Below are 23,294 nucleotides of genomic sequence, written 5' to 3'. Positions count from 1 at the left end.
TCAGGCGTCGATCACACGCCGGCGGAACGTCTCGATGAGAATGTGGTTGTACCGCTCCAGCACGTCCCGCTCCTCGGGGGTGAACTGGGACAACACCTCGCGCAGGGTCTCCTGGGCGCCGGCGAACAGGTGGTCGAACTTCCCCTCGTCGCCGACCGTGACCTCCACGAGCACCTTCCGCCGGTCGTGCGGGTCGCGCACGCGCCGCACGTACCCCGCGCGTTCCAGCCGGTCGATGACACCCGTGACCGCGCCGGTGGACAGGCCGGACAGCTCGGCGATCCGGCCGGCCGTGACCGGGCCGTCCGCGCGCATCGCCAGGTCGAGGCACTTCTCGTCGGTCGGCGACAGCCCCATCTGCTCCGCCACCCGGCTGTGGAACAGGATGGTGAGCGCGCTGCTCTCCCGCGCGTAGGCGCTGAACCGCTCCAGCACGTCGGCGGGCACGTCGTGCTCACTGGTCATGTCCGGCAATTTAGCGTCCGAACGGCCGGGATCGGCATCCTCGTCCACGTCGCCGCGCCCGACCATCCCCCATTTCCCCCAGCACCCACAAGTGTGGGCCGATTACCCTGGTAGGGGTGACAGCTGTCGAGTTGGGGCTACCCGTCGTGCGCGGCAACCCGGATACGTCCGGCCGGCCGGACTCGCCGCTCCTGGTGGACCGGTTCGGCCGGGTCGCCACCGATCTGCGCGTGTCGTTGACCGACCGCTGCAACCTGCGCTGCACCTACTGCATGCCCGCCGAGGGCCTCGACTGGCTGCCGAAGCCGGACCTCCTCACGGGCGACGAGCTGACCCGGCTCATCGGCATCGCGGTGACCCGCCTCGGCGTGACCGACGTCCGGTTCACCGGCGGCGAGCCGCTGCTCAGGCCCGACCTCGACGACGTGATCGCGGCGACCGCGGCGCTGACGCCCCGTCCCCGCATCTCGATGACCACGAACGGGTTGACCTTGGCGCGGCGGGCCGCCGGGCTGGTGGCCTCGGGCCTCGACCGGGTGAACGTCTCGCTCGACACCCTCGACCCGGACCGGTTCCACCGGCTGACCAGGCGGAACCGGCTGTCGGACGTGTTCTCGGGGTTGGCCGCGGCGCGGGAGGCCGGGCTGGCGCCGGTCAAGGTGAACACGGTGCTGATGCGCGGCGTGAACGAGGACGAGGCCGTGCCGCTGCTCCGGTACTGCCTGGACAACGGCTACCAGCTGCGGTTCATCGAGCAGATGCCGCTGGACCCGCAGCACGGCTGGGACCGGGACGACATGGTGACCGCCGAGGAGATCCTGGCCGCCCTGCGCACCGCGTTCGCGCTGACGCCGGAGCCGGTCGACCGGGGCGGCGCGCCCGCCGAGCGGTGGCTGGTGGACGGCGGACCGGCGGTGGTCGGCGTGATCGCGTCGGTGACCCGCCCGTTCTGCGCCGCCTGCGACCGGACCCGGCTCACCGCCGACGGCCAGGTGCGGAACTGCCTGTTCAGCCAGTCGGAGACCGATCTGCGGTCGCTGCTGCGCGGTGGCGCGCCGGACGAGGAGATCGCCGAGCGGTGGCGCGGCAACTCGTGGGCCAAGGCGGCCGGGCACGGCATCAACACGGCCGGGTTCAGCCAGCCGGACCGGCCCATGAGCGCGATCGGGGGCTGAGGTGCGGCTCACGGTGCGGTACTTCGCGGGTGCGCGCGCGGCGGCGGGCGTCGCCGACGAGAGCGTCGAGCTGTCCGGTGACGAGGCCACCGTGGCGTCCGCGATCGAGTTCCTCCGGGCGCGGCACGGTGACCGATTGGGTCGTGTCCTGCCCGCGTGCAGCTTCCTCCTCGATGGTGTCGCGGTCCGGAATCACGACACGCCCGTGTCGGCCGGTGCGCAACTGGACGTGTTGCCACCCTTCGCCGGGGGATGAGACCGTGCTCCACGGACGGGTTAACGCGTGAGCTATACCTCACCGAACGTGATTGATCTCGGTGGATCTCGGTACGGAAACAGACCGATAACGGTGCTCTGACCTCGATAAACGTCGCGTTCGTGACGTCACCCGGCCGCGTTACAGTGACGTGCGTCACAGGTGCGAAGGTTTGGCATGGCGCTCGTGGTTACGTACCGTCGCTCTCTGGTCGGCCCCGACCGACTAGAGCAAGACCGGGACACCACGCACCGAGCCTGTCCAAGGGTGTCCCGGAACAACCCCGAGCGAGAGACAACCGCCGGACAGGCCAAGCCAGACGACGTACCGGGCCCGAACCCGAGTCGCCTGGGCAGGTGCGGGTGGCAGAGAGGGAAATGGCTTCTTACCGAGGCAAGCACCGCCCGACCACCAGCGTCACCAGCCGTCGCATCGCGAAGGTCGCCGTCGCCGGCGTCATCGTGGGTGCCCCCCTGGCCATGGCCGCCGGCACCGCCAACGCGCAGTCCGGCGTCAACTGGGACGCGGTCGCCGCGTGTGAGAGTGGCGGCAACTGGAGCATCAACACCGGTAACGGCTACTACGGCGGCCTCCAGTTCCTGCCGTCCACGTGGACGTCGCACGGTGGCTCCGGCATGCCCCACCAGGCTTCCCGCGACGAGCAGATCCGCATCGCGGAGAACGTCATGAAGACCCAGGGCATCGGTGCCTGGCCCGTCTGCGGGCCCAAGGGCCTCGGCGGCGCCCCCGCGCCCGCGCGACAGGCCCCGGCCCCCGCGCCCCGGCAGGCGGCCCCCGCGCCGCAGCAGCAGGCTCCGGCCCCGAAGCAGACCGCGCCCGTCCAGCAGGCGCCCGCTCCGGTGACCGTGGCGCTGCCGTCCACCAACCCGAACGGCGACTACGAGATCAAGTCGGGCGACAGCCTGTCGAAGATCGCGGAGGAGCTGAAGATCGAGGGCGGCTGGGCCAAGCTGCACGAGCTGAACAAGCAGTTCATCCCGAACGCCGACCTGATCATGCCGGGGCACAAGATCGCCACGAAGTGACGGCGGTCGGCGAGAGCCGGCGCACCACGGCAGGGAGACCTCGGACCGCCCCCTCGGCGGTTCGGGGTCTCCGACCCGTTTCAGGACCTGCTTCGAACCGCCCTGGCTCAGGGCATGTTGACCCACTCGTCGGTGCCGTCGGTGAAGACCTGCCGCTTCCACACGGGCAGCCGCCGCTTCACCTCGTCGACGAGGTCCGAGCACACCGCGAAGGCCTCGGCCCGGTGCTCGGCGGACACCGCGCACGCCAGCGCCACGTCCCCGATCGCCAGCGGTCCGACCCGGTGCGACACGGCGACCGCGCGGACGCCCTCGAACCGGGCCACGACGTCCGCCACCACCTCGGCGACCACCGCGCCGGCCGTCGGGTGGCCGACGTACTCCAGTTCGCGCACGGAACGCCCGTGGTCGTGGTCCCGCACCACCCCGGCGAACGTCACCACCGCGCCCGCCGCCGCGTGCTCCACGAGCTTGGCGTGCTCCTCCACCGACAGCGGCTGATCGCTGACGGTCGCGCGCAGGATTTCGGTCATGCGTGGTCACCTCCGGCAACCTGGTCGACGGCGTGCTCCAGCAGGGTCGCCAGCACGTCCAGCCCGTCGCGGACCCCGCCGGTCGAACCGGGCAGGTTCACCACGAACGTGCGGCCCGCGACACCCGCCACCCCGCGCGACAGCACGGCGGTGGGCACGCGCGGCCAGCCTGACATCCGGATGGCGTCCGCCACACCCGGCACCTCGAAGTCCAGCACGGACCTGGTCGCCTCCGGTGTGCGGTCGGTGGGGCTGATGCCCGTGCCGCCGGTCGTGACGACCACCGCGACACCGCCCGCGACGGCCGCCCGCAGCGCCTCCGCCACCGGCTCGCCGTCCGGCACGACCACCGGGTCCGGCACGTCGTAGCCGCGTTCGCGCAGCCAGTCGGCGATGATCGGCCCGCCGCGGTCCGCGTACACGCCCGCCGACGCCCGGTTCGACGCCGTGATCACCCGAGCTGTTCTCGCAGCCGCCTCGGGACGTGCGCCGGCCGGGGTCACTTCCGCTCCCACAGGCCGGTCTTCCCGCCCTCCTTGCGCTCCACCCGCACCGCGTCCAGCGACGCCGCCGGGTCGACCGCCTTCACCATGTCGTGCAGCGTCAGCCCGGCCACCGACACAGCCGTCAACGCCTCCATCTCCACGCCCGTGCGGTCCGTCGTGCGGACGGTCGCGGTGATGCGCACCTCGGCGTCACCGAGCACGAGGTCGACCTTCACCCCCGACAACGCGATCGGGTGGCACAGCGGCACCAGCTCCCAGGTGCGCTTGGCCGCCATGATCCCGGCGATGCGGGCCGTGGCGAGCGCGTCGCCCTTCGGCAGCCCGTCGCTGCCCAGCAACGCCACCACCTCGTCCGTCGTGCGCAGCACCCCGGAGGCCACCGCCGTGCGCGTGGTCGGCTCCTTCTCGGACACGTCGACCATGCGTGCCGCGCCGGCGGCGTCCAGGTGGGTGAACTGGTTGCTCATGGGGCCGATGCTAGGCCGAAGCGGACTCCGTGGCGGCCTTGCGCACGGCTTCCGCCACGGCGGGCGCGACCGTGGCGTCGAACACGCTCGGCACGATGAACGAGGCGTTCAGGCGTTCGCCGTCGACCACGTCCGCGATCGCCATGGCGGCGGCGATGAGCATCGAGTCCGTGATGGTGCGGGCGTGGGCGTCGAGCAGGCCCCGGAACACGCCGGGGAACGCCAGCACGTTGTTGATCTGGTTCGGGAAGTCGCTGCGGCCGGTGGCCACGACGGCGGCGTGCTTCTGCGCCTCCATCGGGTCGATCTCCGGGTCCGGGTTGGCCAGCGCGAACACGATCGCGTCGTTGTTCATGGTGGCGACCTGCTCGGCGCCGAACAGGTTCGGGGCGGACACGCCGATGAAGACGTCCGCGCCGACCAGCGCGTCGTGCAGCCGCCCGCTGACGTTCTCCTTGTTGGTCGACGCGGCGACGGACTTCAGGTTGTCGTCTAGGCCGGGCCGGTCCCGGTGCACGATGCCGTCGACGTCGACCGCGACCACGTCGCCGGGCTCCTGCTTGAGCAGCAGCCGGATGATCGCCGAACCGGCCGCGCCGACCCCGCACACCACGACCTTGCAGTCGGAGATCTTCTTGCCGACCACCCGCAGCGCGTTGCGCAGCGCGCCGACCACGACGATCGCGGTGCCGTGCTGGTCGTCGTGGAACACCGGGATGTCCAGCTTCTCCCGCAGCCGCGCCTCGATCTCGAAGCAGCGGGGCGCGGCGATGTCCTCCAGGTTGATGCCGCCGTAGACCGGGGCGATCAGCTCCACCGCGCGGATGATCTCCTCGGTGTCCTGGGTGTCCAGGCAGACCGGCCAGGCGTCGACGCCGGCGAACTTCTTGAACAGCGCGGCCTTGCCCTCCATCACGGGCAGCGCGGCGGCCGGGCCGATGTTGCCCAGGCCGAGCACGGCCGAGCCGTCGGTGACCACGGCGACCGTGTTGCGCTTGATGGTGAGCCGGCGGGCGTCGTCCGGGTTCTCCGCGATGGCCATGCAGACGCGGGCGACGCCGGGCGTGTAGGCGCGGGAGAGGTCGTCGCGGTTGCGCAGCGGCACCTTGGACGAGATCTCGATCTTGCCGCCGAGGTGGACCAGGAACGTCCGGTCGGACACCTTGCGGACGACGATCCCGGGCAGCAGCTCCAGGGTGTCGGTGATGTCCTTGGCGTGGTTCGCCGACAGGGCGTTGCAGGTGAGGTCGATGATCACCCGGTCGGTGTGCGACTCGACGACGTCGAACGCGGTGATCACGCCGCCCGCCCGGCCGACGGCCGAGGTCAGGTCACCGGCGGCCGACGCCGACGGCGGGGCCTCCAGCCGGACGGTGATCGAGTACCCAGGGCCGGGGACCGGCATCGAACCTCCCAGAACAGCACAGCTCAAGAGGTTTCGAGAGTAGTCCGCACCGGAATACGGAACGCGCGCGGCTCGACGGCCGCGCGCGTCCGGGTGCTAGCGGTTGATCTCCGTCACCGGGTGGTGGTAGCCCAGTTCCTCGACCGGCAGCGGGAACGTGGTCGTGCCGAACGGGGACAGCGCACCCTGGAGGTGGCTGGTGAGCTCGGTGACCGGGTGCTTGTCGCCGACCGGCGGCTCCGGCCAGTGCGGGTCGATGCGCTCGGGGCGGGCCTTGGCCACGGTTCCTCCTCGGTGATGCCTGCGGTCGGGACAAGTGTGCCCCATCCCTACCCTCGTCCGGGTGAGCACTCCGGGGGCACTGGTCAACGTGGTCGACGTCGAGGCGACGTGCTGGGACGGCGAGCCGCCTCCCGGCCAGGTGAACGAGATCATCGAGATCGGGCTGACGACGGTCGACCCGGTCGCCGGCGAACGGGTGGGGAAGCACCGGATCGTGGTGCGCCCGCAGCGGTCCGCCGTCAGCCCGTTCTGCACGGAGTTGACGGGGTTGACGCAGGCGGAGGTCGACACCGGTGTGACGTTCGCCGAGGCGTGCCGACTGCTGGAGGTGGAGCACGCCTCGGGCGTGCGGGCGTGGGCGAGCTGGGGCGACTACGACCGGAACCAGTTCACCCGCCAGTGCCGGGCGACGGGGGTGCGGTACCCGTTCGGGCGGCGGCACTGGAACGCGAAGCTCGTGTTCACGCAGGCGCACGGGCTGCGCAAGCGGCCAGGGATGGCGCAGGCCCTGACCGTCGCCGGGCTGCCGCTGGAGGGCAGGCACCACCGGGGCGAGGACGACGCCTGGAACATCGCCGCCCTGGTCCTCCATGTGATGGCCCGCGACGCGTGGCCGGCCGACCCCACCACCCCGGCCGACGCTTACCGGTGAGGCGCCACGCCCCCGATCACCCCTCCGATGGCCCGTCCGATCACCCGGCCGACGCGGCGTGGCGGCTTGCTTCGCCCTGATCAACACCTCAAGATTCACCCACATCTGGGGGCTAGGACTGGTGGCACCCACTACATCTTGAGGATGGGGACGTTCCTGATGACTTGCCCGACCTGCGGAACCGACCGGTCCGCCGCCCCGGAGCGGAGGCCGAGGACGCGCTCCGGCCGGACCACGTCGTTCACCATCGGCGGCGCGGGGTTCCACCTGACCGGCAACGCCCGGGACGACGGCGGGTTGGACGAGGTCTTCGCCAGGTTCGACGACGAGGGGTCGACCCTGGCGGGTCTCCTGGACGCGCTGTCCGCCGTCACCTCGATCGGCCTCCAGCACGGGGTGCCGCTCGACGTCCTGGTCGAGAAGCTGATCAACACCCGGTACGAGCCGATGGGCCGCACCGACGACCCGGAGATCCCCGAGGCGTCGTCCGTGATGGATTACACAGCACGACGGCTCGCGTTCGACTTCATGCCCGCGGAGGACCGGATCAAGCTCGGCGTGCTGACGCCGGAGGAGCGGGCCCGCGCCCTGGGCTGACGGATCGGTTGGCGGATCGGGCTGACGGTTCGGGGCGAGTTTCAGGGGCTGGTCAGCGCGCACCGGGTGGTCGACAGATACCGTGGTGGGGATGTCCGGCACCACCCTCGCCGAGTGGCTGCGGGCGCAGGACGACACGGCGCTCGTGGCTCTGCTGCGCGCCCGTCCGGACCTGGCGACGCCCCCACCGGCGGACACGACCGTGCTCGCCACCCGCATCGGGTCGCGGGCTTCGGTGGCGCGCGCTTGCGAAGACCTCGACACGCTGACGTTGACGGTGATGGAAGCGCTGCTCGTGCTGGACGCGGACGTCGCGCCCGTGCCCTTGTCGGCGGTGCAGGGGCTGTTCGGCTCGACGGACGTCCGCCAGGCCGTCGACGGCCTCCGCGCCCGCGCCCTGCTGTGGGGCGACGACGACGCGATCTCCACCCCGCCCGCCACCAGGGACGCGGTCAACCCGTTCCCGTGCGGCCTCGGCCGGTCGGTGCCGCGCCTCGCCGACGTCGACCTGACGCCGTTGGAGCCGGACGAGCTCCGCGTCCTCGGCACCCTGGCCGCCGGTCCCCCCGTCGGGCAGACCAAGGACGCCGCGCAGGTCGTGTCGCTCGCCAACGCGCGCACGCCGATCCAGAAGCTCCTCGCCCGCGGCCTGCTGGTCCGCCGTGACTCGCTGACCGTCGAACTACCCCGCGAGGTCGGCCTGAAGGTCCGCGGCGACCGGCCGCTCGGCCCGATCCAGACCACCGAGCCGCCGCTCACCACCGCGCACCGCGACCCGTCCGGCATCGACCACACCGGCGGCGGCGAGGCGCTGGAGCTGTCGCGGCACGTGGAGACGCTGCTCAAGAGCTGGTCGGAGGACCCTCCGGCGGTGCTGCGGTCGGGTGGTCTCGGCGTGCGTGACCTGCGCAAGCTCGCCAAGGACCTGGACGTGGACGAACGCCAGGCCGCGCTGCTGGTCGAACTGGTGGTCAACGCGGGCCTGGTCGCCGACACCGAGGGCGTCGAACCGGAGTGGGTGCCGACGACGCAGGCCGACCCGTGGCTGGTGGCCGCGCCCGAGCACCGGTGGGCGACGCTGGCCCAGGCTTGGCTCGACCTGCCCCGGCTGCCGGGCCTGATCGGGCAGCGCGACGACCGGGACCGCCTGCTCAACCCGCTGGCCCCCGAGCTGAACCGGCCGGGCGCGCCCAGGGACCGCCGGCGCATCCTCGAAGCCCTCGCCGCGCTGGAGCCGGGCACCGTGGTGACCGACCCGGACGAGTTGGCCGCCGTGCTGGCGTGGCGTGCGCCGAGGCGTGGCGGGCGGCTGCGCGACGAGTTGGTGCGCTGGACCGTGGAAGAGGGCACCAAGACGGGGATCGTGGCGCACAACGCGATCACCGCCCAGGGTCGGACGCTGCTCACCGAGGGCACCGGGCCGGCGGCGAAGCGGCTGGGTGACGCGCTGCCCGCGCCGGTCGACCACGTGCTGGTGCAGGCGGACCTGACGGTCGTCGCGCCCGGTCGGCTCGACCCGGAGCTGGCGGACGAGATCGCGCTGGTCGCGGACGTCGAGTCGGCGGGCAGCGCCACCGTGTACCGGGTGCGCGAGGGTTCGGTGCGGCGCGCGTTCGACGCCGGCCGGAGCGCGGCGGACCTGCACGAGCTGTTCAAGACCCGGTCACGCACCCCCGTGCCGCAGTCCCTGACGTACCTGATCGACGACGCGGCCCGGCGGCACGGCCGGCTGCGGGGCGGTTCGGCCGGGTCGTTCCTGCGGTGCGACGACCCGGTGCTGATCACGGAGGTGCTGTCGCACGCGGCGGCGGAGCGGTTGGCGCTGCGCAAGATCGCGCCGACCGTGGTGGTGAGCCCGCTGCCGCTGGCCGAGGTGTTGGACGGGCTGCGCGCGGCCGGTTTCGCGCCCGCCGCCGAAGGGCCGGACGGCCACGTGCTGGACCTGCGGGTCGGTGGCCGCCGGATCGCCGGCAAGGGCCGCCGCCCGCGGGTGCAGCCGAGCACGCCGTCCGACGAGCAGCTGGGCGAACTGGTCCGGCTGGTCCGGGCGGGCGACCGCGCGGCGACGACCACCGGCGGCGCGCGGGTTTCCGTGCCGGGGCACCTGGGCGCCGGGCCGTCGGCCACCCTCGCACTGCTGCAACAGGCCGCCCGTGACGGTCGGAGCGTGCTGGTGGACTTCGTGGACAGCCACGGCACCGCCGCCCGCCGCGTCATCACCCCGCAGCTCGTGGGCGGTGGCGTGCTGGAAGGCGTGGACGTCAGCTACGGCGAAGTCCGCCGCTTCCCCCTGCACCGCATCACGTCCGCCGCCCTCGTCGAAGACGACCGCGCGTAGCGGGGCGAGGACCGAGAAGCCGGACACGCCGAAGGGCGGCCTCCTTGAGGAGACCGCCCTTCGGTGCAGTGCAGCCGTCAGATCAGCGAAAGCGTCGACCCCGGGGGGACGATCAGCCCGCGCGGACCGACATCCATTGGCGCATGGCGTGCTCGACCAGCGTGATGAGCGTCTGCTTGGTCGACTGCCGGTTGCGCGCGTCGCAAGTCACTATCGGCACGGACTGGTCGATGGTGAGCGCGTCGCGGACGTCCTCGATGCGGTGGTGCAGCAGGCCGTCGAAGCAGTTGACGCCGACGACGTACGGCAGCTGCCGGTCGTCGAAGAAGTCGATCGACGCGAACGCGTCGGCCAACCGGCGGGTGTCGACCAGCACGATCGCGCCGATGGCGCCCCGCACCAGGTCGTCCCACATGAACCAGAACCGGTGCTGGCCCGGTGTGCCGAACAGGTACAGAATCAGATCCTGGTCCAGCGACACCCGGCCGAAGTCCATGGCCACCGTGGTCGTGACCTTGTTCGGCGTGGCCGAGAGGTCGTCGACCCCGGCGCTGGCCTCGGTCATCACCGCTTCGGTGGTCAGCGGAACGATCTCCGACACGGAACCGACGAACGTAGTCTTGCCCACGCCGAAGCCACCGGCCACCACGATCTTCGCGGAGGTCGTCGGCTTCCGTTCGCCTTCGGCCGCGTTGGGGCTAGAGCCTGCGAAGCCCACTGAGCACCCTCTCAAGGAAATCAATGGACGGTCGGTCCCCCACGACCAGACCGCCCTGATGAATCAAAACCAAACCCATGCTCGCCATGTCGCCGATCAACACCCTGGCCACGCCGAGCGGGAGCCTGAGGTGAGCGGCTACCTCGGCCACCGACCTGGTGTCGGTGCACAACCCGCAGATCGACCGGTGCTCGGGCAGCACCGCCGCGTCGCGGTCGAGACCCTTTTCGCTGGTGGAGATCAGCGCCTCGATCGCGAGGTCGTAGTCGGGCCGGGTGCGGCCACCGGTCCGGGTGTACGGGCGGACCAGGGAACCCGACTCCGCCGCGGGGTTCTCCTCGCGCCGCACGACCGGCTGCGGACCGGTCGTGTAGGGCACCTGTTCCGGCACGCTGTCGGGCAGGCCGTGGGCACCGAACAGATCGGCTCCCGGACCTCCGAACAGGCCGCTGCCGTACCCGTCGATGTCGAACCGGTTGGGAACGTCGTCGTAGTCGTACGACGAGTCGTCAACCTCACGCTGAGACATATCGTCTTGCCCCTGCCCTGTGCCTTCGACCCGTGGCCGCTGCGCCTGCTCCGCCCGGCGGCCCGACCACGAGTTGGGTACGTCCTCGGCTTCCTCGTCCTGTGCGGGGTCGGCATCCGGCTCAGCGAATTGGAAGCCGCCGACCGCCCACTCCTGGTAGTCGAAATTCCTACCGAAGCGTCGGCCGCCGGCGCCAGATCGTTCAGCCATCTACCTTCACCCCCACGATCTCATGAGGATCTACCGCCGAACCACACCCTGGAGCTGCGCGCGCAGCTCCGGGGTGAGCTGCTGGCCCACTCGCTCGACCAGAAGCGTCATCTCGTACGCGACGAGGCCGATGTCGCAGTTCGGGGCCGCGAGCACCGCGAGGCACGACCCGTCACTGATCGACATGAGGAACAGGTATCCCCGCTCCATCTCGACCACGGTCTGGTTCACGGTGCCCGCTTCGAAGCACCGCGCCGCGCCAGCCGTGAGGCTGACCAGCCCGGATGCCACGGCGGACAGCTGCTCGGCGCGGTCGCGGGGCAGGCCCTGCGAGCCGGCGAGCAGTAGCCCGTCCGCCGACACGACCACGGAATGTGCCACACCGGGAACCCGGCGCACGAAGTCGGTGATAAGCCAACCAAAGCTGCCTGGCTGAGCTGCGGTCGTCACTCCTGCTCCTCGTCTTGCCGGCTCGACATGTCACCAGCGTAAGCGTCGATCAAAGCGTGTCGCCCTCGATGGACGCCCTGCTGAAGACTCGACATGCGTCCACGGATCGCGTCAGCCGATCGTGGTGGCAGCGGGGGCCGCTGCGGTTGCCGCTCCGAAACCTGCGGCTTCGGTGCGGCGGATCCCGGCACAAGCTGAGCCTTGGGCACCCGCTTGGGCAACCCCGCCTGTGTCGTGGTCTCTGGTTCCTTGCTGAGCAAGGACTGCGCTGCATGCCAGCCCTCGTCGGCGGGGGACTCCCACACCGACTCGGCCGGCGGCGCGGCCGGCTCGGGTTCGGCGACCGGTTCGGGCTCGGTCACGCGGTGCACCTCCGCGGCGCGCTTGGGCAGGTTGTCGGATGAGCCGGGCTGCCGCTTGGGCAGCCCGCCCTCGGTCAGACTAGTGCCCTCCGCGCGGGCGCCGGCGACCTCGCCCCGTTGGGGCAGGCCGCTTTCGGACTCCCGCGGGGAAAGGCGGTTCGCCGACGCGGCCAGGGAGCCGCGCTGCGGCAGCGCGTCCTCGGACGTCGTGGGCGCGACCGGCGGCACGGGACGCGGCGTGCGGGTCGGCAACACCGACTCCGCCCGTGCGACCGGCTCCGCCTCGGCCCGCGCGACCGGCTCCGGGTCGGCCGCCGGCGGCACCGCCTGCGCGGTCGCGGCGGACGTCTCGCTGCCCACGGCCTGGAACCACTGCGACAGGACGGCCTCGTAGATCGGCAGCCGCTCGGTCGGCGCGTCGTCGTGCTCGATCCGGCGCTGCGGCGCGGACTCGGTGACCGAGCCGTTGAGGTGCACGGGCTCGGGCTCCGGGTCGGGGTCGACCAGGAAGCCCTGGTCCAGCGCCGGGGCGAACTGCGTCGTCTCGAACCCGTGTTCGTAGGCGGCGTCGTGCTCTTCGCGGTCCTCGTAGGCGGTGAACAGGGTCGGCTCGCCGAACGAGCCCGCGGGCTCGCGTTCGACGTCGCGTTCCTCGCCCATCGGCAGCCACTGGGACACCTCGCCCGACGTCTCCGGCGGCGACTGGCCGAACGTCGGCGTCTCGCCGAACGCGGGCATCCGCACCGGGTCGTGGTCGCCCTCGCCCTGCACGAAGCTCACCGGGAACGCCGGTTCGTCCTCGACGCGCGGGATGCTCGGGAAGCTCGCGTCGTCGTCCAGGCGGGACAGCGTGCCGGTGCCGAACGCACCGGCGATGCCGGACGCGCGCTGCGCCGTGTTCCCGAAACCGGACTCGCCGAACGCCTGCTCGTCGCCGAACCGGGAGTCCCCGAACGCGGAGTCGCCGAACGCGGGTCCAGCGTCGCCGCCCATCGGGGAACCCATCGCGCCGGGCGACTGGACCAGCGTGTCGGGCACGACGACGAGCGCGGTGGTGCCGCCCTCGATGTCCTCGTTGGCGCGCAGCCGCACCTTGATGTCGTGCCGCTTGGCGAGCCGCGCGACCACGTACAGGCCCATCCGGCGGGACACCGCGACGTCCACGTCCGGCGGGTCGGCCAGCCGGACGTTGGCGTCGGTGATCTCCTGCTCGCCCATGCCGACGCCGCGGTCCTGGATCTCGATCGCCAGTTCGCCGTTGCGGGTGCGAGCGGTGCGCACCGTGACCTTCGTCACCGGGTCGGAGAACGCGGTGGCGTTGTCCAGCAGCTCCGCGATCAGGTGCACGAGGTCGTTGACCGCGCGGCCCTGGACGGTGAGCTCCGGGGTCTGGCCGACCTGCACTCGGGCGTACTGCTCGACCTCGGACACGGCGGCGCCGAGCACCTCGGCAGCCGGGACGGGGCGGGTCAGCCGGCGGGACAGGTCCGTGCCGGACAGGACCAGCAGGTTCTCGCTGTTGCGACGCATGCGGGTGGCGAGGTGGTCCAGCTCGAACAGGCTGGCCAGCTGGTCCGGGTCCTGCTCGTCCTGCTCCAGCCGGTCGATCAGGTTCAGCTGGCGCTCGACCAGGGCCTGCGAGCGGCGGGACAGGTTGACGAACATCGAGTTGACGTTGTCGCGCAGCAGCGCCTGCTCGGCGGCCAGCCGCACCGCCTCGCCGTGCACCGCGTCGAACGCCCGCGCCACCTGGCCGACCTCTTCGCGGGTGGTGATCGGCACCGGCGCGATGGCCGTCTTCGCCGCCTCGTGCGGGTTCGGGTCCACCAGGATCCGGCCGACCGCCTCGGGCAGGCCGTGGTCGGCCACCTCCAGCGCGGTGCGGCGCAGGACGCGCAGCGGGTTGAGGATCGAGCGGGCCACGAACAGCGCCATGATCAACGCCAGCAGCAGCGCGCCCAGCACGACGCCGGAGTCGCGGAACGCGGCGGCGCGTGCGGCGCCGGTCAGCTCGTCGGTGCGGGTCTGCAGCCGCTCCAGCAGCAGGTTCTCCACGTCACGGGTGAGGTTCACCGTCAGCGTGGACGCGATGTCCCACTTCTCCGGCCGCAGCGACGTCATCGGCTTCCCGGCCGCGGCCAGGTTCAGCGCCGTCTCCTGCATGTCGTTCGCGGTGTCGACGATCAGACCGGTGACGGTGTCGTCGTAGATCTTGGCCTGGTCGGCGGTCGCGGACTTGCGGAAGTCGTTGCGGGCCGCGTCCAGCTCGGCGTTCGCGGCCAGCAGCGCGCGTTCCTGACCCGGTCCGAACACGCCGCCCTGGAAGACGTCGAGCATGATGCCGCGCTTGCGCGACTCCTGCTCCTTGATCCGGGCGATCGCGTTGGTGGCCAGGTGCAGCCGCACCAGCTCGGGCTCGTTGATGCCGGCGATGGCCTGCTCACCGAGGTCCAGGAGGCTTTCCACGGACTCGGAGTAGGTGCGCATCACGGCTTCGGACGGGTACTGCGTGTCGCGGACCGCGTTGCGCAGGCTGTTGAGCCGGTCGAGCTGGCTGGACGCCCGGCGGAACCGGGTCACCACCTCGTCGTCCAGGTCGGCGCTGAGCTCCGCGATCTTGCCGTTGAGGGCCTGCACGGTGTCCTGCACGCGGCGCAGCTGGCGGTCCAGCACGACGCGGTCGAGCTCCTTGCCGGACGCCACGTGGCTCGCGCTCAGGTCGCGTTCGCGCTGGAGCTGCTGCACCAGGTCGGCGACCGCCGCCTCCAGCTGGATCTGGTTCGCCAGCTGGTTCAGGTCGGTCGCGTCGGCGAGGTCCGAGTTCACCCGCAGGCCGCCGAGGGCGACCGCGGCGATGGTGGGGATCAGCAGGACGGCGGTCAGCTTGGTGGGCAGCCGCCAGTTGCGCAGCCGCCAGCCCGCACCGCCGCGGGCCTTCGCTTCCCGATCGGCCGCGGCCCTGTTCACCGGACCCGGCCGGACACCCGTTGACTCGGTCACCATTCCATCACTCTGCGCAGCCAGTCCGTCACCCGTTCCGGGCCTTTCGGAGCGCGGTGTAATCCCCACGCCTGTCTGGCTGGGACCTCTCTCTCGACGGGCCACCCTGGGCTTCCTCTTCCGGCAGCAGTGTTCCCCGGCCTCTCCCCCGCGGACCGAAGCATGGACTCGAAATCGGGCCGAATTGCAGCACAGGAGCGGTGGTGCCGGCTAGGCACCCCACCTCCGCACAGGGACACCACGGTCAGCGACGACCAGTGCCACCAGGCGGGGAGCGTAGTGCTCGACCCCGGCGTCGGGGAAGACTCCGGAAGCACTCACCGTATCGGAGCAGGGCTGTCGTTTCATACCTCTGGGTGGTTACGATCCCCCGCATCGACAACTGCGTCGAGAATTCGTTGATCAAATAGACCCCGCTCTCTAGGTCATCCCGGCGAGAGGTGCCATGCCTACCCCAGCACGTGTTCTGCGACGTGCGGCAGCGTTGTTCGCTTGTGCCGCCACCTTGACGGCATGCGGACTCCTTCCCGGCACCGACGGGAACGACCGCCCCGAAGTGGAGCGCAACACCCTGCGCATCGGTGTGCTGCCCGTGGTGGACGTCGCACCGCTCCGCCTCGCCTACAACAACAAGTTGTTCGAGAAGGCCGGGTTGCAGGTGCAGCTGGTGCCGCTGAACAGCGAGGTCGAGGGCATCAAGCAGCTCGACACCACGCTCGACCTGACCTGGTCGACGCACGTCACGCTGTTCCGGAGCTTCGCCGAGGGCACCGAGCTGCAGCTCCAGGGCGAGGCGTACCAGGCGGGCACGAACACGATGGCGCTGGTCACGCTGGACGAGGCGTACGACAGCCCCGGCAAGCTGCCCAGCCCGCGCATCGCCGTGCCGTCCACCGGTGACGTCGGCGCGCTGACCACCAAGGCCGTGCTCAAGACGGCGGGCGTGGAGAAGCAGCGGATCAAGCCCGAGGAGATGCCGTTCGCCGAGATGGTGGACGCGCTGCGGGCCGGGCGGGTCGACGCGGCGTGGATGACCGAGCCGTACATCACGCAGGCCCAGCGCGACGCCGGCGCCCGCATCCTCACCGACACGGCGGTCGGCCCGACCAAGGACTTCCCCATGTCGGGGTACTCCTCGAGCAAGAAGTTCGCCGACACCAACCCGCGCACGCTGGCCCTGTTCCGGCAGGTCCTGCGGGACGCGCAGGAGGCGGCGTCGAACGACAAGCTGTCCGTGCAGAACGCGCTGACCGGCTACATGGACGTCGACCAGCAGACCGCGGCGCTCGTGTCGGTGGGCACGTTCCCGCTCTCGCTCAACCCGGTCCGCTTGCAGCGCGTCGCGGACATGATGGACACCGAAGAGGTGCTTCCGGAGCGGTTGGACGTCGGCGGATTGTTGCCGCCCGGAACCGTCAACTGACGCACCGTCAGCAGCCAGGCATTCCTACGGGGGCCTTCCCATTGCGGGAAGGCCCCTGATTTTTCGCGCTTTTATGGATCGATTACGACCGGCTCACTCCTCGGTCAAGCAGATCGTGGTCGCAGGCTGTGAGTAGACGAACACGATTTCGCCACTGTTGCACTCGTTCTCGTCCGAGCGGCCTTCGGAGACCTTCACCACCTTGTGAGTGGCACTCGAATCGCACGTGACCTTGACCGCTTCAGCCGACCGCGTGCCTTCCTGCTTGAAGCACTCGCCCTCGGCGGCGTTCAGCATCAGGCAGAGCGCGAAGCCGTCACTGCGCCGGCCGCCGCGGTCGCTGTACTTGGCGTAGTCGCCGGACGGGCACGAGTCGGTGCTGCTGTCCAGGTTGGCGCCCACCTTGAAGGTGGCTTCCCGGGAAGAGCAGTCGATCTTGTCCACCTTGGTGGAGGTGGCGGTGGAGGAGACGACCTTGATGCACTCGCCGACCTCCGCGCCCGCCGGGGCGGTGGTGCTCGCGATGACACCGGCGACCACGACTCCGACGATGCCCAGGCCGACCACGGCGATCAACGTCTTCGCGCCGCGCGACGTGCCGTTGGTGGGGGGTGCGGGCTGCTGCGGGTAGCCGGGCTGACCGGGTTGGACGGGCGGGTAGTGACCGGGGCCGCCCTGGAAGCCGGGGGCTTGCGGGTAGCCGGGTTGGCCGGGTTGGCCGGGTTGGTACTGCGGCTGACCTGGGAAGCCCGGGTCCGGCGAGTAGCCAGGCTGGCCGGGCTGCTGGAACTGCGGCGGGCCTTGGCCGGCGGGGTCTTGCGGGTAGCCGGGTTGAGCGGGCTGCTGGAACTGCGGCTGACCTGGGAAGCCCGGGTCCGGCGAGAAGCCCGGTTGGCCGGGCGATTGGTACTGCGGCGGGACGGGCGGCTGCGCTGGGTAACCCTGCGCTGGATAACCCTGCGCTGGATAACCCTGCGCTGGATGACCCTGCGGCGGATAACCCTGCGGCTGGCCGGGCGGCTGATCGGGCGGCGTGGTCACCTGGTGTTCCTCTCGCTTCGGACGAGCGGAACGTACCCGCGCGCGGCGGGGCGGCGCAGCGGTTCAGCGCATCTCCGCCACCCGGACCAGGCAGAACGTGACGGCCGGCTCCGGGTAGGTGACCTTGTGCCCGTTCGCGCACTCCGCGCGCCCCTTGGCTGCGCTCGTCACGCGGACCGCCTCGGCACTGGTGCAGGCGACCTTCCGCATCCCCACCATCTTGTCGCCCGCGTAGCAGACCCCCTCCACGAAGTTGGGGATCAGGCACAGCGTGGCCGAGCGGGTGAACGTCGTGTACGGCGAGCCGCCGGTGGGGCACTGGGAGGCGTCGTCGACGACCTTGGCGACCCGCACGTTGGCGTGCTCGGCCGCGCAGTCGATGGCGCGGTACCTGGCGCCGTGACCCTCGTCCGCCCGTTCGATGTGCCCGCAGACGCCCGGCTCAGGGCTCTTGGGGCCGCCGCCGAGCAGCGTGAACGCGAACGCGCCCGCCACCAGCACCCCGACCGTCCCGACGCCCAGTCCGATCTTCCGCATGGAACAGGGCATCGGCAGGGCCGCACGCCCGGTTGAGCAGGTTCACCCACGCGTGTGCCCGAGCGGGATCAGCTGTCGGCGGGGGCCAGGCAGTACGTGACCGCCGGTTCCGGGTAGGCCATGCCGGAGCCGGACGGGCAGGCCGTCGTGTCGGTGGACCCCCGGATCACCTTGGTGACCTTGACCGTCTCGGGTCCGGAGCAGTCGATCCGGTCGAACCCGCTGCCCTCGGCCGGCCCGTAGCACGCGCCCTCGGCCATGTTCGGGATCAGGCACAGCTTGTAGCCGTCGCCGACCGGGCCGTTCGGCACGATCTCGGTGTAGACGCCCTCTTCGGGGCAGGGGTCGTCGGCGGCTTCGAGGACCTTGCCGACCTTGAACGACGCCTCGTCCGCGTCGCAGTCCAGGGTGCTGACGTCGGCACGGCCGTCCGCCTCGGCGGCGACGCCGACGCAGTCACCGGCCTCGGCGGACGCGGCGTCGGTGGTGAGGTAGCGCACCCCGTACGCGACGGCGGCGATCACCACGACGGCCAGCACCCCGACGAGGACCTTCATCGCGGTGCCGCCAGGCCGGAACCGGGACGGGGATGCGTCGCCGGTGGACCGGCTCGACTCGTCGTTCATGCTCATCCTCGCTGGACGGGTGCGCGTGACCGCCCCGAAAGGTACGGCACGCGCACCCGCGAGGCGGGTCAGGCGTTCTCGGGCACCCCGAAGCAGACCGTCAGCTTCGGCTCCGGGATCACCATCGGCTGCGCGTCGCCGCACACGGTGCCGTCAGCGGTGCCCGGCAGGTGCTTGACCACCTGGATCGCGCCGGACTTGGTGCAGTCGATGGCCGACGGGCCCATCGTGGTGCTGCTGGAGTCGTAGCACTTGCCCTCCGCCAGCTTCGGCACCAGGCACAGCTTCGAGTCCGGGCCGCGACGGGCGGACTCGGTGTACTCGTCGTAGTCGCCGCCGCACGACTCGGTGGTGGAGCCCAGCACCTTGCCGATGGTGTAGTTCGCCTCGGCCGCGCCGCACTCCACGACCTTGAACTCCGGCTTCGTCGACGTGCCGGTCACGCTGGCGCACTCACCGGCCTTCGACTGGGCCGCGTCACTGGTGAAGTAGTTGAAGCCGTAGACCACCGCGCCTGCCACCACGAGGCCGAGGACGGCCCGGAGGATGCGCCCCATGACGCTCGGCTTCTTCGGCGCCGGGGGAATCGGCTCGGCCTGCGGGGCGTTCTGGTACTGCGGGGCGGACGCGGGCATGTCCGTGCTCATGAAGACCTTCGTTCATCCGGGTAGCCCCGAACGTCCGCGCGTATGGTCGCGTGGCGGGGCGCAGGGAAGTTACCGAGTCGATCACCCGTTCGGGATCGGCTTTACCGAACCGAGTCCGTAAGCGGTAGGTGATCGGACGGACACGGTCCGCTACCGACTTCGGCTTCCGACTTGCACCCCGTATGCACACTGGAGGAACGCCAAGCGACAGGAGTGCGCACCAGTGACCGACGGCCCACTGATCGTCCAGTCGGACAAGACCCTGCTGCTGGAGGTCGAGCACCCGCTGTCGGACGACGCGCGCACCGCGATCGCGCCGTTCGCCGAGCTCGAACGCGCCCCCGAGCACATCCACACCTACCGGGTCACACCGCTGGCGCTGTGGAACGCGCGCGCGGCGGGCCACGACGCCGAGCAGGTGGTCGACGCGCTGGTCCGGTTCTCCCGCTACCCCGTGCCGCAGCCGCTGCTGGTGGACGTGGTCGACACGATGGGCCGGTTCGGCCGGCTCCAGCTGGCCAACCACCCCGCCCACGGCCTGGTCCTCAACTCCCTGGACCGCGCGGTGCTGGAGGAGGTGCTCCGGCACAAGAAGGTCAAGCCGATGCTCGGCGCGCGGGTCGACCCCGACACCGTGGTCGTGCACCCGAGCGAACGCGGCCGGCTCAAGCAGCTGCTGCTCAAGATCGGGTGGCCGGCCGAGGACCTGGCCGGGTACGTCGACGGCGAGGCCCACCCCATCGACCTGGTCGAGGACGGCTGGCAGCTGCGCGACTACCAGCGGCTGGCCGCGCGGGCGTTCTGGGCGGGCGGTTCGGGCGTGGTCGTGCTGCCGTGCGGCGCGGGCAAGACGCTGGTCGGCGCGGCGGCCATGGCCGAGGCCGGCGCGACCACGTTGATCCTGGTGACGAACACCGTCGCCGGACGGCAGTGGAAGCGCGAGCTGGTCGCGCGGACCACGTTGACCGAGGAAGAGGTCGGCGAGTACTCGGGCGAGCGCAAGGAGATCCGGCCGGTCACCATCGCGACGTACCAGGTGATCACCCGCAAGTCGAAGGGCGAGTACAAGCACCTGGAGCTGTTCGACTCGCGGGACTGGGGCCTGATCGTCTACGACGAGGTGCACCTGCTGCCCGCGCCGGTCTTCCGGATGACCGCCGACCTCCAGTCACGGCGTCGGCTGGGGCTGACCGCGACGCTCGTGCGCGAGGACGGCCAGGAAGGCGACGTGTTCTCGCTGATCGGGCCGAAGCGGTACGACGTGCCGTGGCGTGACATCGAGGCGCAGGGCTGGATCGCGCCCGCCGAGTGCACCGAGGTGCGGGTGACGCTCACCGACAACGAACGGCTGGAGTACGCGACCGCCGAGCCGGAGGAGCGGTACAAGCTGTGCTCCACGGCGCGGACGAAGCTGCCCGTGGTGCGGGCCATCCTGGACCGGCACCCGGACGAGCCGACGTTGGTGATCGGGGCGTACCTGGACCAGTTGGAGTCGCTGGGCGAGGCGCTGGACGCGCCGATCATCCAGGGGTCGACCAAGAACAAGGAGCGCGAGGCCCTGTTCGACCGGTTCCGGCGCGGCGAGCTGCGGACGTTGGTGGTGTCGAAGGTGGCGAACTTCTCCATCGACCTGCCCGAGGCGTCGGTGGCCGTCCAGGTGTCGGGGACGTTCGGGTCGCGCCAGGAGGAAGCGCAGCGGCTGGGCAGGTTGTTGCGGCCCAAGGGTGACGGGCGGCAGGCGCACTTCTACTCGGTGGTGTCGCGGGACACGCTGGACACGGACTACGCGGCGCACCGGCAGCGGTTCCTCGCCGAGCAGGGGTACGCGTACAAGATCGTGGACGCGGACGACCTGCTCGGCCCGAAGCTGCCCGACATCAGCTGACGCCGGCCGACCCGCCGTCCGGTGCCGCGGACGGGGTGGGGTTGGCCCGGAACTGGTCGAGCGCTCGCTGGAAGTGCTCGACCACCTGCTCCAGCCCGTCCTCGGTGACGACCAGGCTCAGCTCACCGCCCCGCCGGCCGCCGAAGGTGAACTGGGCTTCGTCGCCCACCACGTCGGAGTCGATCGTGCAGCCCTTCTCGATCCGGACCAACGAGTCGACCGCGATTCCACCATTCGTGAACACCTGAAACCTCTTTCCGCGACGCCGGTTGCAGTACCTTGCTTGCCTATAACTGGCTTGCCTATAACTGGGTAGTCAGTTTCGAGCACACTACAAGCGAGCGCACCCCAAGCGGGATCGCTCGACGGAGTGAAAGGTTTCGCCGTGGTCGCCTCCTCCACCAGCCCGACCGTCCTCAAGCGCTGGGTCGCCTTCGAGCTGCGCAAGCTCCGCGAGGACAGTGGCCTGAGCCGGGACGACGCGGCGAAGGCGATCAAGGGCAGCATCCAGAACATCGGCCACATCGAGACCGCCCGGTCGCTGCCCAAGCCGCTGGAGCTGGAGCGGTTGCTGGAGCTGTACGGCGTGCCGGAGCGGTCGGAGTTCTTCCTCGAACTGCGGATGCGCGCCAAGAAGGGCCGCGACTGGTGGATCGGGTTCGACGAGTCGACCGTGCCCGAGTACTTCAAGCTCTTCCTGGGCTTGGAGTCGTCGGCGGTGAAGATCGAGAGCTGGGACGCCATCGTGATCCCCGGCCTGTTCCAGACACCCGACTACGCCCGCGCCATCATCCGCGACGGTGACCCCAGCCTGTCGAACACCGAGGTGGCGCGGCGGGTGGAGCTTCGGATCGCCCGTCAGGAGGAAGTGCTCGACCAGGAGGACTCGCCGCAGGTGTGGGCGGTGATCTCGGAGGCCGCGCTCCGGCTCCAGGTCGGTGGGCCGGCTGTTCTGCGGGCGCAGTTGGCCCACTTGGTGGAGCGGCGCGAGGACCCGAACGTCGAAATGCAGGTACTGCCGGCCTCTGCCGGCGCGCACACTGGAACCGAGGGAGCCTTCATCGTGCTGACCTTCCCCACGGAGGTCGCGCACGATCCCGGCTGCGTGTACTCCGAGACGCGAATCAGGGGCGTCTACTTCGAAGAGCCCGCGCAGGTGTCGGCCTACCGCGATGTGTTGACCCGCTTGAAGGTCCGCGCGGACAAGCCGGAAGACTTCCCCGGTTGGGTCAAGAGGACTATGAAGGACTTGTGATCGACATGAGGTACCAGTGGCGCAAGTCGTCTTACAGCCAGGCTGCGAACGGCTGCGTCGAGATCGGCTGGCGCAAGTCGTCCTACAGCCAGTCCGCGAACGGCTGCGTCGAGGTCGGTTCCACCCCCACGGCGGTCGGTGTGCGGGACTCGAAGTTGGGCGACGCGAGCCCTGTGCTTTCCTTCTCCCCCAAAGCGTTCAGGGCGTTCCTCGCGACCCGCTGATTGGTGGACATGAACCAGGTGGTGCCGTTACCCCGTTGGTGGATGTGGCGACCGGAAGCCGAGGTGGGGCCTGCTCGACGTGCCGCCACCCGCCGTGCCAGACGGGACCGGCTCCGGCCTCTCGCCGTCGTCGCGGTGGTGCTCTCCGCGGTGTTGGCGGTGATGGCGCCGACGTTGTGGTGGTCTGCCGGGCTGGCCTGCGTCCCGTTGCTCGTCCTGGCGTTGATCGCCGTCCTGCCGGTCCGGCTGGCCGAGTGGGACGTCGTGTCGGCGGGCGTCGCGCGGGACGTCGTGCACTGCGGGCAGTTCACCGATCCGGTCCAACGTCGCCGTGCCGGCCGGCTGTGCGCGCACTTCGACGCGGTGCGCGGCCTGGAAGCGCGGCGGGTCGCCCGGGTGGAATCGCTGCTGTGGCAGGCACTGGTGGCGTTGCGGGACAGCCTGGTGGTGCGGGACGCGTTGCAGCGCACCGAGAACCGGCCCGGCCTGGCCGCCGCGATCGCCGAGACGACCCGTGAGCTGGCCGAACTGGACCGGCGGCTGGACCAGCTCGAAGACGCGTTGCGGATCGTGGCCGAGGAGTCCGACCCCGACCTCACGGACAGCGCGCTGCGCCGCGTCGCCTCCCTGGACCCACTGCGGTAGGGATCGCACCGGCAGGGATC

The 23,294-nt window shown here is 70.9% G+C and carries 24 protein-coding genes and 1 pseudogene; 11 read left to right on the top strand and 14 right to left on the bottom strand.

Annotated elements, in window-relative coordinates; translation table 11 throughout:
• A complete protein-coding gene (locus OQ02_RS35130) occupies window positions 1-465 on the bottom strand; it encodes a MarR family winged helix-turn-helix transcriptional regulator (protein ID WP_033442982.1) in 465 nt (154 codons plus the stop codon).
• Window positions 466-581: 116 nt separating this feature from the next.
• Here OQ02_RS35130 and moaA point away from each other — a divergent pair, with 116 nt between their 5' ends.
• From moaA to OQ02_RS35115, 3 genes are all read left to right on the top strand, one after another.
• Window positions 582-1,640, top strand: a complete 1,059-nt coding sequence (gene moaA, locus OQ02_RS35125; protein WP_051773176.1) for a GTP 3',8-cyclase MoaA — start codon at window positions 582-584, stop codon at window positions 1,638-1,640.
• Window positions 1,641-1,653: 13 nt separating this feature from the next.
• Window positions 1,654-1,896 (top strand): MoaD/ThiS family protein, encoded by a 243-nt coding sequence (locus OQ02_RS35120; RefSeq protein ID WP_331281570.1) that lies wholly within the window; start codon window positions 1,654-1,656, stop codon window positions 1,894-1,896.
• A 377-nt stretch (window positions 1,897-2,273) separates the two neighbouring features.
• Window positions 2,274-2,942, top strand: coding sequence for a LysM peptidoglycan-binding domain-containing protein (locus OQ02_RS35115; protein ID WP_033442979.1), 669 nt, complete (start codon window positions 2,274-2,276; stop codon window positions 2,940-2,942).
• A gap of 107 nt (window positions 2,943-3,049) precedes the next feature.
• On the opposite strand, the pseudogene OQ02_RS47025 reads toward OQ02_RS35115, so the two are convergent.
• From OQ02_RS47025 to OQ02_RS35090, 4 genes and pseudogenes are all read right to left on the bottom strand, one after another.
• Window positions 3,050-3,978, bottom strand: a pseudogene (locus tag OQ02_RS47025) (molybdenum cofactor biosynthesis protein MoaE).
• Window positions 3,975-4,448, bottom strand: a complete 474-nt coding sequence (gene moaC, locus OQ02_RS35100) for a cyclic pyranopterin monophosphate synthase MoaC (RefSeq protein ID WP_033442976.1) — start codon at window positions 4,446-4,448, stop codon at window positions 3,975-3,977. The pseudogene OQ02_RS47025 and the gene moaC overlap by 4 nt, the downstream one beginning before the upstream one ends.
• Window positions 4,449-4,458: 10 nt before the next feature.
• Complete coding sequence (locus tag OQ02_RS35095; protein ID WP_033442975.1) at window positions 4,459-5,853, bottom strand: NAD-dependent malic enzyme; 1,395 nt, start codon at window positions 5,851-5,853, stop codon at window positions 4,459-4,461.
• A 96-nt stretch (window positions 5,854-5,949) separates the two neighbouring features.
• Window positions 5,950-6,135 (bottom strand): hypothetical protein, encoded by a 186-nt coding sequence (locus OQ02_RS35090; protein ID WP_033442974.1) that lies wholly within the window; start codon window positions 6,133-6,135, stop codon window positions 5,950-5,952.
• Window positions 6,136-6,196: 61 nt separating this feature from the next.
• On the opposite strand from OQ02_RS35090, the gene OQ02_RS35085 reads away from it, so the two are divergent.
• The 3 genes from OQ02_RS35085 (at window position 6,197) to OQ02_RS35075 (ending at window position 9,722) form a co-directional block, all read left to right on the top strand.
• Window positions 6,197-6,787, top strand: coding sequence for a 3'-5' exonuclease (locus OQ02_RS35085; protein WP_033442973.1), 591 nt, complete (start codon window positions 6,197-6,199; stop codon window positions 6,785-6,787).
• A 159-nt stretch (window positions 6,788-6,946) separates the two neighbouring features.
• Window positions 6,947-7,384, top strand: coding sequence for a TSCPD domain-containing protein (locus tag OQ02_RS35080; protein ID WP_156077504.1), 438 nt, complete (start codon window positions 6,947-6,949; stop codon window positions 7,382-7,384).
• Window positions 7,385-7,475: 91 nt separating this feature from the next.
• Window positions 7,476-9,722, top strand: coding sequence for a helicase-associated domain-containing protein (locus OQ02_RS35075; protein ID WP_033443003.1), 2,247 nt, complete (start codon window positions 7,476-7,478; stop codon window positions 9,720-9,722).
• 112 nt (window positions 9,723-9,834) lie between these two features.
• On the opposite strand, the gene OQ02_RS35070 is transcribed toward OQ02_RS35075, so the two are convergent.
• Genes OQ02_RS35070 through OQ02_RS35055 form a run of 4 tightly spaced genes read right to left on the bottom strand, consistent with a single transcriptional unit; the run spans window position 9,835 to window position 14,994 of the window.
• Window positions 9,835-10,440: a GTP-binding protein gene (locus OQ02_RS35070; protein WP_033442971.1), complete on the bottom strand. Its 606-nt coding sequence runs from the start codon at window positions 10,438-10,440 to the stop codon at window positions 9,835-9,837.
• Window positions 10,421-11,179 carry a DUF742 domain-containing protein gene (locus OQ02_RS35065; RefSeq protein WP_033442970.1) on the bottom strand — a complete coding sequence of 253 codons (759 nt, stop codon included), beginning with the start codon at window positions 11,177-11,179 and terminating at the stop codon, window positions 10,421-10,423. Before OQ02_RS35065 ends, OQ02_RS35070 begins: the two co-directional genes overlap by 20 nt.
• Before the next feature lie 30 nt (window positions 11,180-11,209).
• Entirely contained in the window at window positions 11,210-11,629 is a 420-nt protein-coding gene (locus tag OQ02_RS35060) for a roadblock/LC7 domain-containing protein (RefSeq protein ID WP_033442969.1), read from the bottom strand.
• Window positions 11,626-14,994 (bottom strand): sensor histidine kinase, encoded by a 3,369-nt coding sequence (locus tag OQ02_RS35055; RefSeq protein WP_231500358.1) that lies wholly within the window; start codon window positions 14,992-14,994, stop codon window positions 11,626-11,628. Before OQ02_RS35055 ends, OQ02_RS35060 begins: the two co-directional genes overlap by 4 nt.
• A gap of 553 nt (window positions 14,995-15,547) precedes the next feature.
• Here OQ02_RS35055 and OQ02_RS35050 point away from each other — a divergent pair.
• Window positions 15,548-16,414: an ABC transporter substrate-binding protein gene (locus tag OQ02_RS35050; protein ID WP_231500357.1), complete on the top strand. Its 867-nt coding sequence runs from the start codon at window positions 15,548-15,550 to the stop codon at window positions 16,412-16,414.
• A 93-nt stretch (window positions 16,415-16,507) separates the two neighbouring features.
• Here the strand turns inward: OQ02_RS35050 and OQ02_RS46840 are convergent, their stop codons facing one another.
• The 4 genes from OQ02_RS46840 to OQ02_RS41635 form a co-directional block, all read right to left on the bottom strand.
• Window positions 16,508-17,455 carry an LppU/SCO3897 family protein gene (locus tag OQ02_RS46840; RefSeq protein WP_156077503.1) on the bottom strand — a complete coding sequence of 316 codons (948 nt, stop codon included), beginning with the start codon at window positions 17,453-17,455 and terminating at the stop codon, window positions 16,508-16,510.
• Between the two features lie 63 nt (window positions 17,456-17,518).
• Window positions 17,519-17,992, bottom strand: a complete 474-nt coding sequence (locus OQ02_RS41640) for an LppU/SCO3897 family protein (RefSeq protein ID WP_051773172.1) — start codon at window positions 17,990-17,992, stop codon at window positions 17,519-17,521.
• A gap of 68 nt (window positions 17,993-18,060) precedes the next feature.
• Window positions 18,061-18,618, bottom strand: a complete 558-nt coding sequence (locus OQ02_RS35035; RefSeq protein WP_033442966.1) for an LppU/SCO3897 family protein — start codon at window positions 18,616-18,618, stop codon at window positions 18,061-18,063.
• A gap of 68 nt (window positions 18,619-18,686) precedes the next feature.
• Window positions 18,687-19,265 carry an LppU/SCO3897 family protein gene (locus OQ02_RS41635; protein WP_051773171.1) on the bottom strand — a complete coding sequence of 193 codons (579 nt, stop codon included), beginning with the start codon at window positions 19,263-19,265 and terminating at the stop codon, window positions 18,687-18,689.
• A gap of 223 nt (window positions 19,266-19,488) precedes the next feature.
• On the opposite strand from OQ02_RS41635, the gene OQ02_RS35025 reads away from it, so the two are divergent.
• A complete protein-coding gene (locus OQ02_RS35025) occupies window positions 19,489-21,150 on the top strand; it encodes a DNA repair helicase XPB (RefSeq protein ID WP_033442965.1) in 1,662 nt (553 codons plus the stop codon).
• Here OQ02_RS35025 and OQ02_RS35020 read toward each other — a convergent pair.
• The gene (locus OQ02_RS35020; protein ID WP_033442964.1) at window positions 21,143-21,394 is read right to left on the bottom strand and encodes a hypothetical protein; all 252 of its coding nucleotides are present in this window, start codon (window positions 21,392-21,394) and stop codon (window positions 21,143-21,145) included. The two genes, OQ02_RS35025 and OQ02_RS35020, sit on opposite strands and share 8 nt — an antisense overlap.
• A gap of 141 nt (window positions 21,395-21,535) precedes the next feature.
• Here OQ02_RS35020 and OQ02_RS35015 point away from each other — a divergent pair, with 141 nt between their 5' ends.
• The 3 genes from OQ02_RS35015 to OQ02_RS35005 are packed head-to-tail and all read left to right on the top strand — an operon-like array spanning window position 21,536 to window position 23,274.
• Window positions 21,536-22,405: a Scr1 family TA system antitoxin-like transcriptional regulator gene (locus OQ02_RS35015; RefSeq protein WP_033442999.1), complete on the top strand. Its 870-nt coding sequence runs from the start codon at window positions 21,536-21,538 to the stop codon at window positions 22,403-22,405.
• Window positions 22,406-22,410: 5 nt separating this feature from the next.
• Window positions 22,411-22,629: a DUF397 domain-containing protein gene (locus OQ02_RS35010; RefSeq protein ID WP_033442998.1), complete on the top strand. Its 219-nt coding sequence runs from the start codon at window positions 22,411-22,413 to the stop codon at window positions 22,627-22,629.
• 42 nt (window positions 22,630-22,671) lie between these two features.
• The gene (locus OQ02_RS35005; protein WP_156077502.1) at window positions 22,672-23,274 is read left to right on the top strand and encodes a hypothetical protein; all 603 of its coding nucleotides are present in this window, start codon (window positions 22,672-22,674) and stop codon (window positions 23,272-23,274) included.
• Window positions 23,275-23,294 lie beyond the last annotated feature (20 nt).

It is taken from the genome of Saccharothrix sp. NRRL B-16314, from assembly GCF_000716595.1.
Taxonomy (GTDB): domain Bacteria; phylum Actinomycetota; class Actinomycetes; order Mycobacteriales; family Pseudonocardiaceae; genus Actinosynnema.
The sequence above is the reverse complement of the archived record's forward strand: the minus strand, read 5'-3'. Positions and strand labels throughout refer to the sequence as shown.

What these genes read in the sequence shown, in the direction of transcription:
- OQ02_RS35115 (WP_033442979.1), top strand. Translation starts at nt 2,274, where the DNA reads ATGGCTTCTTACCGAGGCAAGCACCGCCCGACCACCAGCGTCACCAGC.
- OQ02_RS35075 (WP_033443003.1), top strand. Translation starts at nt 7,476, where the DNA reads ATGTCCGGCACCACCCTCGCCGAGTGGCTGCGGGCGCAGGACGACACG.
- OQ02_RS35010 (WP_033442998.1), top strand. Translation starts at nt 22,411, where the DNA reads ATGAGGTACCAGTGGCGCAAGTCGTCTTACAGCCAGGCTGCGAACGGC.
- OQ02_RS35055 (WP_231500358.1), bottom strand. Translation starts at nt 14,994, where the DNA reads ATGGTGACCGAGTCAACGGGTGTCCGGCCGGGTCCGGTGAACAGGGCC.
- OQ02_RS35130 (WP_033442982.1), bottom strand. Translation starts at nt 465, where the DNA reads ATGACCAGTGAGCACGACGTGCCCGCCGACGTGCTGGAGCGGTTCAGC.
- OQ02_RS35035 (WP_033442966.1), bottom strand. Translation starts at nt 18,618, where the DNA reads ATGAACGACGAGTCGAGCCGGTCCACCGGCGACGCATCCCCGTCCCGG.
- OQ02_RS35065 (WP_033442970.1), bottom strand. Translation starts at nt 11,179, where the DNA reads ATGGCTGAACGATCTGGCGCCGGCGGCCGACGCTTCGGTAGGAATTTC.
- OQ02_RS35005 (WP_156077502.1), top strand. Translation starts at nt 22,672, where the DNA reads ATGTGGCGACCGGAAGCCGAGGTGGGGCCTGCTCGACGTGCCGCCACC.
- OQ02_RS35080 (WP_156077504.1), top strand. Translation starts at nt 6,947, where the DNA reads ATGACTTGCCCGACCTGCGGAACCGACCGGTCCGCCGCCCCGGAGCGG.
- OQ02_RS41635 (WP_051773171.1), bottom strand. Translation starts at nt 19,265, where the DNA reads ATGAGCACGGACATGCCCGCGTCCGCCCCGCAGTACCAGAACGCCCCG.
- moaC (WP_033442976.1), bottom strand. Translation starts at nt 4,448, where the DNA reads ATGAGCAACCAGTTCACCCACCTGGACGCCGCCGGCGCGGCACGCATG.
- OQ02_RS41640 (WP_051773172.1), bottom strand. Translation starts at nt 17,992, where the DNA reads ATGCGGAAGATCGGACTGGGCGTCGGGACGGTCGGGGTGCTGGTGGCG.
- OQ02_RS35095 (WP_033442975.1), bottom strand. Translation starts at nt 5,853, where the DNA reads ATGCCGGTCCCCGGCCCTGGGTACTCGATCACCGTCCGGCTGGAGGCC.